This is a genomic window from Variovorax sp. V116 (assembly GCF_041154435.1).
Lineage (GTDB): Bacteria > Pseudomonadota > Gammaproteobacteria > Burkholderiales > Burkholderiaceae_C > Variovorax > Variovorax paradoxus.
On the sequence record NZ_AP028662.1, the window covers coordinates 1,068,856 to 1,081,977 of the forward strand.

12 protein-coding genes are annotated in these 13,122 nt (G+C 68.1%); 7 read left to right on the top strand and 5 right to left on the bottom strand.

The annotated features are described in order from the left end of the window. Window positions 1–363 precede the first annotated feature (363 nt). The 4 genes from ACAM58_RS31055 (at window position 364) to ACAM58_RS31070 (ending at window position 4,338) form a co-directional block, all read left to right on the top strand. Window positions 364–1,383, top strand: a complete 1,020-nt coding sequence (locus ACAM58_RS31055) for an AraC family transcriptional regulator (protein ID WP_062365252.1) — start codon at window positions 364–366, stop codon at window positions 1,381–1,383. Between the two features lie 135 nt (window positions 1,384–1,518). Further along, window positions 1,519–2,259: a nitroreductase gene (locus ACAM58_RS31060; protein ID WP_062365251.1), complete on the top strand. Its 741-nt coding sequence runs from the start codon at window positions 1,519–1,521 to the stop codon at window positions 2,257–2,259. After that, a complete protein-coding gene (locus ACAM58_RS31065; RefSeq protein WP_369664651.1) occupies window positions 2,256–3,908 on the top strand; it encodes an AMP-binding protein in 1,653 nt (550 codons plus the stop codon). Before ACAM58_RS31060 ends, ACAM58_RS31065 begins: the two co-directional genes overlap by 4 nt. Next, the gene (locus ACAM58_RS31070; protein ID WP_062365249.1) at window positions 3,901–4,338 is read left to right on the top strand and encodes a MaoC family dehydratase; all 438 of its coding nucleotides are present in this window, start codon (window positions 3,901–3,903) and stop codon (window positions 4,336–4,338) included. Before ACAM58_RS31065 ends, ACAM58_RS31070 begins: the two co-directional genes overlap by 8 nt. A 4-nt stretch (window positions 4,339–4,342) precedes the next feature. Here the strand turns inward: ACAM58_RS31070 and ACAM58_RS31075 are convergent, their stop codons facing one another. The 3 genes from ACAM58_RS31075 to ACAM58_RS31085 are packed head-to-tail and all read right to left on the bottom strand — an operon-like array spanning window position 4,343 to window position 7,689. Next, entirely contained in the window at window positions 4,343–5,506 is a 1,164-nt protein-coding gene (locus ACAM58_RS31075) for an acyl-CoA dehydrogenase family protein (protein WP_062365248.1), read from the bottom strand. After that, entirely contained in the window at window positions 5,506–6,678 is a 1,173-nt protein-coding gene (locus ACAM58_RS31080) for an acyl-CoA dehydrogenase family protein (RefSeq protein ID WP_062365247.1), read from the bottom strand. The genes ACAM58_RS31075 and ACAM58_RS31080 overlap by 1 nt, the downstream gene beginning before the upstream one ends. Before the next feature lie 42 nt (window positions 6,679–6,720). After that, window positions 6,721–7,689: a tripartite tricarboxylate transporter substrate binding protein gene (locus ACAM58_RS31085; RefSeq protein WP_015866240.1), complete on the bottom strand. Its 969-nt coding sequence runs from the start codon at window positions 7,687–7,689 to the stop codon at window positions 6,721–6,723. Between the two features lie 144 nt (window positions 7,690–7,833). Between ACAM58_RS31085 and ACAM58_RS31090 the strand changes: the two genes are divergently transcribed. The 3 genes from ACAM58_RS31090 (at window position 7,834) to ACAM58_RS31100 (ending at window position 10,723) form a co-directional block, all read left to right on the top strand. Beyond that, complete coding sequence (locus tag ACAM58_RS31090; protein ID WP_062365246.1) at window positions 7,834–8,616, top strand: IclR family transcriptional regulator; 783 nt, start codon at window positions 7,834–7,836, stop codon at window positions 8,614–8,616. Further along, a complete protein-coding gene (locus ACAM58_RS31095) occupies window positions 8,613–9,392 on the top strand; it encodes an IclR family transcriptional regulator (protein ID WP_015866238.1) in 780 nt (259 codons plus the stop codon). Before ACAM58_RS31090 ends, ACAM58_RS31095 begins: the two co-directional genes overlap by 4 nt. A 74-nt stretch (window positions 9,393–9,466) precedes the next feature. After that, window positions 9,467–10,723: a CaiB/BaiF CoA transferase family protein gene (locus ACAM58_RS31100; RefSeq protein ID WP_369664652.1), complete on the top strand. Its 1,257-nt coding sequence runs from the start codon at window positions 9,467–9,469 to the stop codon at window positions 10,721–10,723. 34 nt (window positions 10,724–10,757) lie between these two features. On the opposite strand, the gene ACAM58_RS31105 is transcribed toward ACAM58_RS31100, so the two are convergent. Continuing rightward, the gene (locus tag ACAM58_RS31105) at window positions 10,758–11,930 is read right to left on the bottom strand and encodes a serine hydrolase domain-containing protein (protein WP_369664653.1); all 1,173 of its coding nucleotides are present in this window, start codon (window positions 11,928–11,930) and stop codon (window positions 10,758–10,760) included. Window positions 11,931–12,230: 300 nt separating this feature from the next. Continuing rightward, a complete protein-coding gene (locus tag ACAM58_RS31110; protein ID WP_369664654.1) occupies window positions 12,231–13,100 on the bottom strand; it encodes an NmrA/HSCARG family protein in 870 nt (289 codons plus the stop codon). Window positions 13,101–13,122 lie beyond the last annotated feature (22 nt).

Consider the following 13,122-nt stretch of genomic DNA (forward strand, 5'->3'; position numbering starts at 1 on the left):
TCCACTCGCCAGTGGCCTGAACCGGCCTGCCGGTACACTTTTTCGAACGAACGCCTGAAAGCTCCCCGGCTTCCACCCGTATGACCGTGCAAACTCCGTCCACTTCGGCCCCGGCAGCAACTCGCCGAACGGCGGCTATGGCTATCAATGGTGGACATTTCCGCAAACCGGCGCGTACTATGCCCTGGGTCTGCCGGTTCAGTTCACGTACGTCGACCCGGCCACTCGCACGGTGGTCGTGAAGCTCAGCTACATGCCACCGGGCCGCACCGAGCCTATGCGCGGAAACGCGTGCCTTCCTTCAGGCCGTTTCGAACTGGAAGCCCCGCCGCTAGTGTTCCATCCCGTTGTTTGAGAGTTCGCATGAAATCAGCAGGGCTGAAAGGCACCGTTTCCATTGAACTCGTGCACGAGGCGCTTCGCGCCGCCGCGCTAAGGAACATGGACATCAGCGGCGTGCTCGAGATCGCCAGGCTGGACCGCGATCTGCTGAACGCGCCGCGCGCGCGCATTTCGGCGGCTGCGTATTCGCGCATGTGGGTGGCCCTGGCCGACCTGATGGATGACGAGTTCTTCGGGCTGGACAGCCACGGGCTGCGCCGCGGAAGCTATGCGCTCATGACGCGCGCGGCGGTCAGCTCGGAGAACCTGGAGCACGCGCTGCGCCGGATCCTCCGCTTTCTTCACGCCACCCTGGACGACTTTCGCGGAGAGCTGGTGCGATCGGCCGATGAGGCGCGCGTGATCCTGCACGACGGTGGCGTGCTGCGCCGGCTGTTCGGCTACGGCACCTGGTTCATCCTCGTCCATGGGCTGGCATGCTGGCTCGTGCACCGGCGGATCCCCTTGCGCGAGATGCGGTTCCGCTGCCCGCCTCCGGCCGATGACAGCCACTACCGCACGCGCTTCTGCGAGGACGTGAAGTTCAACGCACAGACCACGCACATCACCTTCGCCAGCGAGCTGCTCGATCTGAAGATCGCGGAATCTCCGCAGACCGTCGACAACTTCCTGCGGGCAGCGCCCGCCAACCTGCTGGTCAAGTACCGCAATGACTCGAGCACCAGCGCACAGGTGCGGCACCGGTTGCGCAGCCAGATGCCCGATGCGTGGCCCGAACTGGAGAAGCTCGCGCAGGAGCTCTGCGTCTCCGGCACCACGCTCCAGCGCCGATTGCAGCAGGAAGGGCTGAGCTATCAGCGCGTGAAGGACGATCTGCGGCGGGACATCGCGATCGACCTGCTGTCGAGCGCCTCGCTGACGGTGGCCGAGGTCGCCGCCCGCACCGGCTTCCAGGAGCCCAGCGCCTTTCATCGCGCCTTCAAGAAATGGACGGGCGTGAGCCCCGGAAGCTACCGCTCCTCCGCGCACGCGCGGGAATGAGCCGCTGGCGCCCGGCGCCCGCCAAAGCGGCAACCGCATGCCCGAAAGCCCCGGCCAGATCGAGGCCTGCGGACATGGGCATCGAATGCTTGCGGAACTAAGCTCCTCGGCAATCCGGCAACGAGGAAACCCGCAATGAACCGAATGATGGCGCCGCCGCTGGACGCGCACGCGCTGCAAGGCGCCGTCGACTGGGCGATTGCCACGCGGCGCAGCATCAGGGCCTACTTGCCCAGGCCGGTGCCGCAGCAAGAGATCGAAGCGATTCTCTCGACCGCGCGCTACAGCGCTTCCGGCATGAACATGCAGCCCTGGCATGTGCATGTGCTGACCGGGCCCGCGAAGGCCGGCCTGTCCGCTGCGATCGCGGCGTTCGACGACGATCCCGCCAGATCGGGGGAACTGCTCGAGCCCTACGACTACTACCCGCGCGAATGGCTCTCCCCCTACCTGGAGCGGCGCCGCAAGGTGGGCTGGGACCTCTATGGTCTGCTTGGAATCGCCAAGGGCGACAAGCAGCGCATGCACCTGCAGCATGGGCGCAACTACCGCTTCTTCGATGCGCCCGTGGGCTTGTTCTTCACGATCGACCGCACGCTGCAGGAAGGAAGCCTGCTGGACTGCGGCATGTTCCTGCAGAGCGTGATGATCGCCGCACGCGGCCGCGGCCTTCACACCTGTCCGCAGGCCGCGTTCCTGAAGTTCCATCGCCAGATCGCCGAGTTCCTGGACATCCCCGCGCGCCAGATGCTCGTCTGCGGCATGAGCCTGGGCTATGCCGACGAGTCCTCGATCGAGAACTCGCTGGTCACCGAGCGGGAGCCGGTTTCCGCATTCACGGCGTTCCACGACACCACGAAGGAGACAAGGACATGAGCGCGCAATCCTATGCAAAGGGGCTCGACCGCTGCGAGGCCAACCATGTGCCGCTGACGCCGCTCGGCTTTCTCGACCGCGCCGCGCTGGCGCATCCGGACCGCGTGGCGGTGGTGCACGGCGACTTGACGCGAACCTGGGCGCAGACGCGCGAGCGCTGTCATCGCCTGGCGTCGGCGCTGGTGGCCAGGGGCGTCCAGCCGGGCGACACCGTGTCGGTGCTGGCGCCCAACACGCCGGCCATGCTGGAGTCGCACTTCGGCGTGCCGCTGGCAGGTGCCGTGCTCAACGCGATCAACCACCGGCTGGACCCTGAAGGGATCGCGTTCATCCTGCACCACGGCGAGTGCAAATTGCTGATGGTCGACCGGGAGTTCGCCGCGACGGTGGCCGCCGCCCTGAAGCTTCTCGCCAGCCCTCCCGCGGTCATCGACATCGAAGACCACCTCGCACCGCCCGGCGAACGCATCGGCGAGACCGACTATGAATCGCTGCTGGCAAGCGGCGATCCGGCGTTCCCCGGCCGCTGGCCGAGCGATGAGTGGCAGCCCATTGCACTGAACTACACCTCGGGTACGACGGGAGACCCGAAGGGTGTGGTCGCCAGCCACCGTGGCACCTACCTGATGAGCCTGCTGCAGATCACGAACTGGGCGATGCCGCGGGCGCCGAAGTACCTGTGGACACTGCCCATGTTCCACGCGAACGGATGGTGCTTCACCTGGGCCGTGACGGCGGCTGCCGGGACCCACGTCTGCCTGCGCCGGGTGTCCGCCGAAGCGGTGCTGGAGGCCATCGACACGCACCAGGTCGATCATCTCTGCGCAGCGCCGGTCGTGATGGCCATGCTCTCGGATTCGGCGCAGAACATCAGGCTGTCCCGCAGCGTGCGGGTACTGACCGCGGGATCTCCTCCGCCGCTGGCCGTGCTGAACGCGGTGCTCGCGATGGGCTTCGACGTGGAGCATGTGTTCGGCATCACGGAGGTTTGCGGCACACCGGTGAGTTGCGCGTGGCAGGACGGCTGGGACGATCTTGCACCCGCCGAGCAAGGCAAGCTGCGGGTGCGCCAGGGCGTGCGTGCCGCCATGTTCGAGGGCCTCATGGTCGGCGATGCGGACACGCTGGCGCCGGTTCCCCGCGACGGCAAGACCGCGGGGGAGCTCATGCTGCGCGGCAACACCGTGATGATGGGCTACTTCAAGAACGAGGCGGCCACGCGCAAGGCGCTCGCCAACGGCTGGTTCCGCACCGGCGACGTGGCGGTCCTGCATGGCAACGGCTATGCGCAGATCACCGACCGTTCGAAGGACGTGATCATTTCGGGCGGCGAGAACATCTCTTCGGTGGAGGTCGAGGATGTCGTTCATGGGCACCCGGCCGTCCTGCATGCGGCCGTGGTTGCCCAGCCCGACGAGAAATGGGGCGAGGTGCCGTGCGTGTTCATCGAGCTCAGGGCAGGCGTTGCGGCGCCTTCCGAACAGGAGATCATTTCGTTCTGCCGGGAGCGGCTGGCCCACTTCAAGTGTCCGCGCCGGGTGATCTTCACCCCCTTGCCGAAGACCGCCACGGGAAAGATCCAGAAGTTCCGCCTGCGCGAGCAGGCCGGAAGCCGGGAGGCCATCACCGGCCTCGCGCGCCATGGTTGAGTTCGAGCCGGCTGCCGGTGCACCTGTCGAACCCGGCTACCGCTTCTCGCGAACCCACACTTTCGACGAAGAGCAGGTCAGGGCATTCGCCCTGGCCGCGGGAGACGAGAACCCGCTGCACCACGATGCGGCGTTCGCAAGAAGCACGCGCTTCGGCGGAATGATCGCGAGCGGCACGCACACCACCTCGCTGCTGATGGGGTTGACCGCCACGCATTTCGCGAAGAAGGGAAATGTCCTGGGCATCAACTTCTCCGTCGATCTGCTGCGGCCGGTGCTGGCGAGCGAGACGGTGCTGATCGAGTGGAGCGTTTCATCGATCGCGGCCCGTCCGAGGGGCGGCAGCATCATCGAGCTGCAGGGATGCATGAAAGGATCGGACGACCGGACCCGCGTGCTCGCGCACGGCACCGTCCTGCTGACCGAGTGAGGTCTCAAGGACGCAGCGATTCCTTCAGGATGCGCCGCGCCAGCGTCGAGCGGTGCACCTCCGACGCGCCGTCGTAGACGCGAAAGGGCCGCATCTCGCGCAGGATCATCGACACGGGCGAGTCTTCCGACATGCCGAGCGCGCCCATGATCTGCGCGGCGCGGTCCGCCACGCGCCCCACGGCTTCCGACACGAACACCTTGACCATGGCCGACTCGTGCTTGATGCTTTCTTTTGCATCGAGCTTGGCGGCCGCGTGCCAGGTCATCAGGCGTGCGGCATGCAGGTCGATGTGCGAATCGGCCACCATCGCCTGCACCTGCTGCAGCTGCGCGAGCGGCTGGCCGAACGAGTGGCGCCGGTTGGCGTAATCCTGCGCCAGCGCCATGGCGCGCGAGGCGCGGCCGATGAAGCGCATGCAGTGCGACAGGCGCGCCGGTTCGAGCCGCATCTGCGCGTAGGCGAAGCCCCGGCCCACCTCGCCCAGCACCGCGCCGTCATCCACGAAGCAATCCTGCAGTTCGATCTCGCCATGCCCGCCGATCTGGAAGCCATCGATGCTCGCGATGTTGCGCACCACGCGGTAGCCGGGGTTGCCGGCATCGACAATGAAGATCGTCGCGCCCTCGCCTGTCTTCGCCAGCACCAGCGCGAACGCGGCGCCGACCGCGCCGCTGATGAACCACTTGCGGCCGTTGATGACCCAGCCGCCGGGGCGGCGCTCGGCCACGGTCTGCAGCATCGACGGGTCGGACCCGGCGCCGGGCTCGGGTTCGGTCATCGCAAAGCACGAGCGGGCCTCGCCGCGCGCGAGCGGCACCAGGTAGCGCTGCTGCTGCGCCGGCGTCCCGTCGGCGAGCAGGTTGATCATGTTGGGCTGGTCCGGCGGCGCGCAGTTCATGGCCAATGGCGCAAGGAAGCTCCGGCCGGCCTCTTCGAGCACCACCGAGCGATCGCGCCACGACAGGCCCAGGCCGCCCCACGCCACCGGCAGCTGCGGTGCGTAGATGCCGGCCTCCATGGCCTTGGCGCGCAGCGAGCGCACCGCAGCTTCGAGCGCATCCAGGTCGTGGGCCAGCGCCGGGCACTCGCGCGGAATGGCCTCTTCGTCGACGAAGCGCCGGACCGCCTCGCGCAGCGCCGGAAGGCGGTCGCTGTAGCCGAACATCAGGAGGCGCCTTCGCCGCCGTAGCCGGCCTTGGCCAGCGTGCGCCTGGCGATGTTGAGCTGGTGGATCTGGCTCGTGCCTTCGTACAGCCGGAACAGCCGCACGTCGCGGTAGAAGCGCTCCATGCCGTGGTCGGCAATGTAGCCGTAGCCGCCCAGCATCTGCACGCTGCGGTCGGCCACGCGGCCGCACATCTCGGACGCGAAGTACTTGCAGATCGACGCCTCCATCGTCACGTCGATGCCTTCGTCGCGCTTGCGCGCGGTGTCCAGCACCAGCGCGCGGGCCGCATGGATCTCGGTCTGGCTGTCGGCGATCAGCGCCTGGATCAGCTGGAAGCCCGAGAGCGCCTGGCCGAACTGCTTGCGCGTGGAGACGAACGCCACGGCGTCCTGCAGCATGCGGATCGCCGGCCCGATGCACAGGGCCGCCAGGTGGATGCGCTGCTTGTTCAGCACCTTCATCGCCGTCTTGAAGCCCTGCCCTTCGCGCCCGCCGATGACGTTCTCCGCCGGCACGATGCAGTCGTTCATGTGCACCTCGGACACGGGCGAGCCCGCCTGCCCCATCTTCTTGTAGGCCGGCCCGGTGCTGAGTCCGGGCATGCCGCGCTCGACCAGGAAGGCCGTGACGCCGCGCGCCGACAGGTCGTCGGGGTCGGTGCGCGCCATCACCGTGAAAAGGCCGGCGATCGGCGCGTTGGTGATGAAGCACTTGGTGCCGTTGAGCACGTAGTGGTCGCCCTCGCGCCGCGCCGAGGTGCGCAGCGACGCGGCGTCCGAGCCGGCCTCGGGTTCTGTCAGCGCGAACGCGCCGGTCAGCTCGCCGCTGGCCAGCCGCGGAAGGTAGCGCCGCTTCTGCGCCTCGGTGCCATCGGCCACCAGCGCTTCGGAGCCGATGCCGGTGTTGGTGCCGACACGGGCCCGAAAGGCCACCGAGCACTGCGACAGCTCCATTGCCGCCAGCACCAGCTCCTCGGTCGTCATGCCCGCACCGCCATAGGCCTCGGGGATCGAATAGCCGAACAGGCCCTGCGCCGCCATGTCGGCCACCAGGTCGGCGGGCACTTCGTCGGCATCGGCCACGCGCGCCTCGTTCGGCACCAGCCGCTCGCGCACGTAGCTGCGCAGGCTGCCCAGGAATTGGTCGAAGGCTTGGGGGTCACGCTGCATGATGTGTTGCTCCTTGCTTCAGGGGGTGGATGCGCGCGGACCTCAGTCCAGCTTGGTTCCGGTGGACTTGACCAGCGCCGCCCACGAGGCCGTGTCGGCCTTGATGAGCTCGGCAAACTGCGCCGGGGTATTGCCGACCGGCTCGGCGCCCAGCGCCAGCAGCCGTTGGCGGAGCTCGGGCTTTTCCAGCGCCTTGGTGGTGGCGGCGTGCAGGCGCTCGACGATGGCCGTGGGCGTTGCTGCGGGCACCATCAGGCCCTTCCATGCACCGAAGCTGAAGCCCTTGACCGACTCAGCGACGGTCGGCACCTCGGGTGCGGCCGTGGCCCGCTTGTCGGTGGACACCGCCAGCGCCCTGAGCCTGCCCGACTGCACATGCGGCCACAGCGCGGGCATGTTGTCGATCATCATCGCGATCTGCCCGGCCAGCAGATCGTTCATCGCCGGGCCCGTGCCCTTGTACGGGACGTGGACCATCGTGGTGCCGGTGAGCTGGTTGAACCATTCGCCGGCCAGGTGGGACGGGCTGCCGTTGCCCGCCGAGCCGAAGCTGACCTCCTTCGGCCTGGACTTGGCATAGGCGATGAACTCGGGCACCGTCTTCGCCGGAATCTTCGGGTTGATCGCCATCAGGTTGGGCTCCTGGATCAGCAGCGTCACCGGCCGCAGGTCCTTGGCCGGGTCGTAGGGCATCTTTGTGTAGAGGCTCGGGTTGATCACCGTGGGACCGGCCGCCGCGATCAGCAGCGTGTAGCCGTCGGGCGCCGATTTGGCGACATAGTCGCCGCCGATGTTGCCGCCGGCGCCGGCCTTGTTCTCGACGATGACGGGCTGCCCCAGCTCGGGAGCGAGGGCCGCGGCCAGCAGCCGCGCCAGCACGTCGGTGGAGCCGCCCGGTGCAAAGGGCACGATGAGGCGAACCGGCTTGGCCGGATAGGCGGCCGGGTCGGCGTGCACCGCGGAAGCCGCGGCCAGCAGGCAGGCGGCAGCGAGCATGAACATCTTGCGCATGGGAGTCTCCGGTTGATTCTTTGCCAGGGCCCGGAGACTACGCAGCGGCATCACATATGGAAAATGATGTTTCTCTATCTTGAATGCCGTCGCTCGCCAGCACGCCCTGCCGGACGTAGCATTCACCGCGCCACACGAGCCCCCATGCCTGCCGCACGCCACCCCGACCCCGACTTCGCAACCACGCTGCAGCACGGCCTGCAGGTACTGCACTGCTTCACTGTCGGCGAGCCCGCGCTCGGCAACAAGGAACTGTCGGAGCGCACCGGGCTGTCGAAGGCGACGATCTCGCGGCTGACCTACACGCTGGCGGCGCGCGGCCTGGTGGTCTTCGATGCGCACCTGCGGCGCTATCGCCTGGGCTCCACGGCGCTCACGATCGGCTATCCGCTGATGGCGAGCCTGCGCATCCGGCAAGTCGCGCGCGGCCGCATGAAACAGCTGGCCGACGAGGTGGGCGGCTCGGTCTCGCTGGGCATGCGCGACCGCACGCGGATGGTCTACGTCGAAACCTGCCGCGGCCACGACCTGAGCGCATGGCGGCCCGACATCGGCGCGGCCGTGCCGATGCTGCCGACAGCCATGGGGCGCGGCTGGCTCGCGCACGCGCCGCAGCAGTTGCGCGACGCGGTGCTGGCGCAGATCGAGGCATCGGAACCGGGCCAGGTGCGGCTGTACGAAGCCGACCTGGCGCGGGCGCAGGCCGACCTCAAGCGCAAGGGCTTCTGCGTGTCGCGCGGCGCCTGGCGCAGCGACGTGCAGGCGGTCGGCGTGCCGATCCGCATTCCCCAGGACGGCGAGACGCTGGTGCTCAATTGCGGCGTGCTCACCTCGCGGCTCGGCCCGCGTCAGCTCGAGCAAGGCGTGGGCCCACGCCTCGTCGCGCTCGCGCGCAGCGTGGAAGCCGACCTGGATGCCGCGCCATGAAAGATGCGGACACCAAGGACCGCCAGTTCGCCACCACGCTCGCGAGCGGCATCGACCTGCTGCTGTGCTTTCATCCCGGCGAATCGAGCCTCGCGAACAAGGACTTTGCGCAGCGCACCGGCCTTTCGAAACCCACGGTCGCGCGCCTGACGCACACGCTCGCGCTGCTCGGCTACCTGCGGCGCGACCCGGCCAGCGCCAGGTACCGGCTGGGCGCGGCTGTGCTCGGCCTCGGCCATCCGCTGCTGGCCAGCATGCGCATCCGTCCGGTCGCGCGGCCGATGATGGAAACGCTGGCGCGCGAGATCGAAGGCGCCGTCTCGCTCGGGCTGCGCCACCGCATCCACATGGTGTACGTGGAGACTGCGCGCAGCAGCGAAGACTTCGTGCTGACGCCCGACATCGGCGCGCCGCTTCCCATGCTGGCCACGGCCATCGGACGCGCCTGGCTCGCGCGCGCCGCGCCCGAAGAGCGGCTGTCGGTGCTGAACCAGATCCGCGTCGCCGCGCCGGCCGAGTTCGAGCGCCATGCCGCGGCGGCCGAGCTGGCGCGTGAAGAACTGGCGCGCGACGGCTTCTGCAGCGCCCGTGCCGACTGGCAGCCGAACCGGCATGGCTTTGCCGTGCCGCTGCACGGCCTGGTGGACGGCATGCAGTTCGTGCTGAACTGCGCCGTGGCAACCCGGCGCGGCAGCTTCGCGCAGATGCGCCGGGAGGCCGCGCCGCGGCTGCTCACGCTGGCGCACAGCATCGAGCTTTCGCTGGGCCTGCGATAGCGCGCGCCGGCACCGCGTTCAGGATGTCGAAACATGGGTTGCGGCAAATGGAGCGCGCCAACAGACTCCGATGCATGCCATCCGACGCTTTCAAACACACCGCCGCCGCCGCCGAGCCCACGCCACCGCCCGCCACGCCGCAGGGGCCGCTCGCCGGCATCCGGATCCTCGACATGGCCACCGTGATCGCGGCGCCCTTCTCGGCCTCGCTGTGCGCCGACATGGGCGCCGAGGTCGTCAAGCTGGAGCTGCCCGAAGGCAACGACCCGCTGCGCTCGCTCTCGCCCACCACGCCGGACCATGCGCTGTTCTGGAAGGTCTCGAACCGCGGCAAGAAGGGCGTGTCGCTCGACGTGCGCAAGCCGGAGGGCCGTGCGCTGTTCCTGCGGCTGATCGCGTCCTTCGATGTGCTGGTCGAGAACTTCCGCACCGGCACGCTCGACAAGTGGGGGCTCGACGCGCCCACGCTGTGGTCGGTCAACCCCAGGCTCGTCATCCTGCGCGTCACCGGCTTCGGCCAGACCGGCCCGTATGCGCAGCGTCCGGGCTTCGCGCGCATCTTCGAGGCGATGAGCGGCTTCGCCCACCTGACCGGCGAAAGCGGCCGCAGCCCGCAGCACATGAACTATCCGCTCGGCGACGTCATCGCGGGCCTGTTCGGCGCCTTCGCCATCTCCACCGCCATCGCGGAACGCCATCGCCACCCAGACGCACCGGGCCGGGAGATCGATCTCGCGGCGACCGAGGCCATGTTCCGGTTGCTCGAAGCCCTGCCGGTCGAGCACGAGGTGCTGGGGCAGGCGCGCAGCCGCTCGGGCAGCCGGGCCACCTACACGGCCCCGTCCAACATGTACCGCACGGCCGACGGCCACTGGGTCACGATCGTGGGATCGTCCGACCCCATCTTCAAGCGCATCTGCCAGGCCATGGGCCAGCCGACGCTGGCGCTCGATCCGCGCTTTGCCACCACGCCGGACCGGGTGCGGAACATCGACGAGATCGATGCGATCGTCGCCGGCTGGTGCGAATGCCAGACGCTGGCGCAACTGTCCGAGGCCTTGATCCGCGGCGGCGTTCCCCACAGCAAGGTCTATGCGGTGGACGACGTGATGGCCGATGCGCACTTCATCGCGCGCGAAGCCATCATCCGCCTGCCCGATCCGGACCTCGGGTCGCTGCCCGCCCCCGCGATCGTGCCGCGCTTCTCGGGCTTCAAGCCCGCGCCGCCGCGCACCGGGCCGGCGGCCGGCGAACACAACGCGGAGGTCTACGGGGCGCTGGGCCTTGGCGGCGATGCGCTGGACAGGCTGCGGCGCGAAGGCGTGATCTGAGCGGGCGCTGCGGCTGCCTGAATATTCGCACTGCCTACTTGAGCGCCGCCACCACGGCATCGAAGAACGGCACCACCGGCAAGGTGCCGTTTCCCGCGGGGTCGGTCTGCGCGCCCCAGACGACGATGACCACTTTTTCCTTGCGGTTGATGTAGATCTGCTGGCCCATGATGCCGTTCGCGTAGAAGGCGCCGTCTGCGGCCGAGGGGCCGCTCGGCGGTATCCACCACAGGTAGCCGTAGTTGATCGCGCTGCCGCCGGTCAGCATCTTGGGCGTGCCCGCTTCCGTGACCCATCCGGCCGGCACCACCTGCTGGCCGGCAGCCACACCATCGTTCATCACGAACAGGCCGAAGCGGCCGTAGTCGCGCAAGGTGGCGCTGATGCCGCTGCCGCCGATCTCCACGCCGTTGGGCGAGTCGAGCCACCAGTTGGCCTGCGCCTCCATCCCGGCCTTCGACCAGATCTTCTCGGAGAGATATTGCGCCAGGGGTTTCTTGACCGCGTTGTAGACGATCTCGCCGGCCACCTGTGTTTCGCCGGTGCTGTAGTTGTAGACGGAGCCCGGTGCCGCCGCGCGCGGCAGCTTGCTCATGAGATCCATGGCCGAGCCCGGCTTCTGGCTGATCTGTGCCTCGAGCAATTGGCGCCGGTCGGAGTTCGGATTGGTGTAGGTCTCATTCCACTGCGCGCCCGAAGCCATCATCATCACATTGCGGACCGTCGCACCATCGTAGGCGCTGCCCACCAGGCGCGGCACGTACTTGGTGACCGGGTCATCGATGCTGGCAATGTAGCCGTCCTTCACGGCCGCACCGATCAGCGTCGAGGTGATCGACTTGGCCACCGACATCGACATCCAGCGCGTGCGTTGCGTGTTGCCGTACTGATAGGTCTCATTGGCGATCTTGCCGTCCTTCAGGATGAGCAGACCGGCAACGCGATTCACCGACATGAAGTCGGCGAGGCTGTATCTCGCAGCACCCACCGCGAAGCTCACCTGTGCGAGCCGCGTGGCCGCAGCGGGCAACGCAGACGGCGTGCCGCCGGGCTCGACAGTGCGCGTGGGAAACAAGCGGTCGATGTTGCGGTAGGTATTGACCGCCAGTTCAGGGGAGAGTGCGCCGTCGTAGATCTGGCGCACTGTGCCGATGGACTCCAACGCATGCGGATAGCCGTCGGAATTGCCGTTGTCCGGTGGGGTCACGCCGCCATTTGCGGGTGGAATGCCGGCGATGGGAAGAACCGCGCCGCCACTCCCACCGCCGCCGCCACCACCACAAGCGGCAACCAGCATCGCCGCCGCCATCAAGAGAACCGAAGGAGCCGCGTGCAATCCGCGCGATAGTACGAATGCCTTCTTTTGAACACCTTGATCCACGCGGCCCCCTTGTTGGTGTGATGCCCGACGAGTGATGGCGATGCGCTTTGTCGCCTCGCCGCACGGCGGCGCGATGGTTGCATATGTCTGGCTCTGCCACAAGCGCAACCTGCCGCGAGGCACCGCCTACGTCGCGGCAACCGCCTCCTTGACGAAGTCCGCGTACCTGCGCAAAGGGTGGCCGATGATGGCCTGCAAGCGATCCGCTGCACCGTCCGCACCGTGCATGCCGAACTTCTGGATCCCGGCCATCATCAGGCGCATGTCGTAAGCCAGCCAGGACGGGCCCAGCGCGGCCATCTGAGCTTCGAAGGCCACCACGTCATCCCCGCCGTAAGCCACTTCGCGGCCGAGCGCGGCACTCCAGGCCTTGGCCACCGAGGCGCCGGTCAGCAGCTCGGGCCCGACCAGTTCCAGCGTCACGCGCGGTTGCGGTGCGGGCGCGCGGTCGCGGCGCAGCAGTTCGGCGACCGCGGCGTCCGCGATGTCCCGCGCATCGATCATCGCGACGCCCATGGAGCCGATCGGCATCGGGTAGACGCCGTGGCCCTGGATCACCTGCTGGACCATGCGCTCGTTCTGCATGAAGTAGGCCGGCCGGAGGATGGTCGCCGGAATGTCGAGGCTCTCGATCATTCGCTCGACCGTGTGCTTGCCGGTGAAGTGCGGCACATCGGTGAACTTGTCCGCATGGATGACCGACAGGTAGACGATGCGCTCGACGCCGGCCTCGCGCGCCAGGTTCAGCGCGACCAGGGCCTGCGTCACTTCGTCGGGCGTGACGGCGTTCAGCAGGAACAGCGTGCGCACCGAAGACAGTGCCGCGCGCAGCGAGGGCACGTCGGTCAGGTCGCCGACGACTTCCTTGACGCCCGCCGGGAAGGCTTGCTTTCCGGACGTGCGAACGAACGCGCTGACGTTGGCGCCGGCAGCGGCCAGGCCTTGGACGACGAGGGAACCGATGGTGCCGGTGGCACCCGTGACGAGAATGCTCATGGGAATCTCCTAGGAAGTTGAA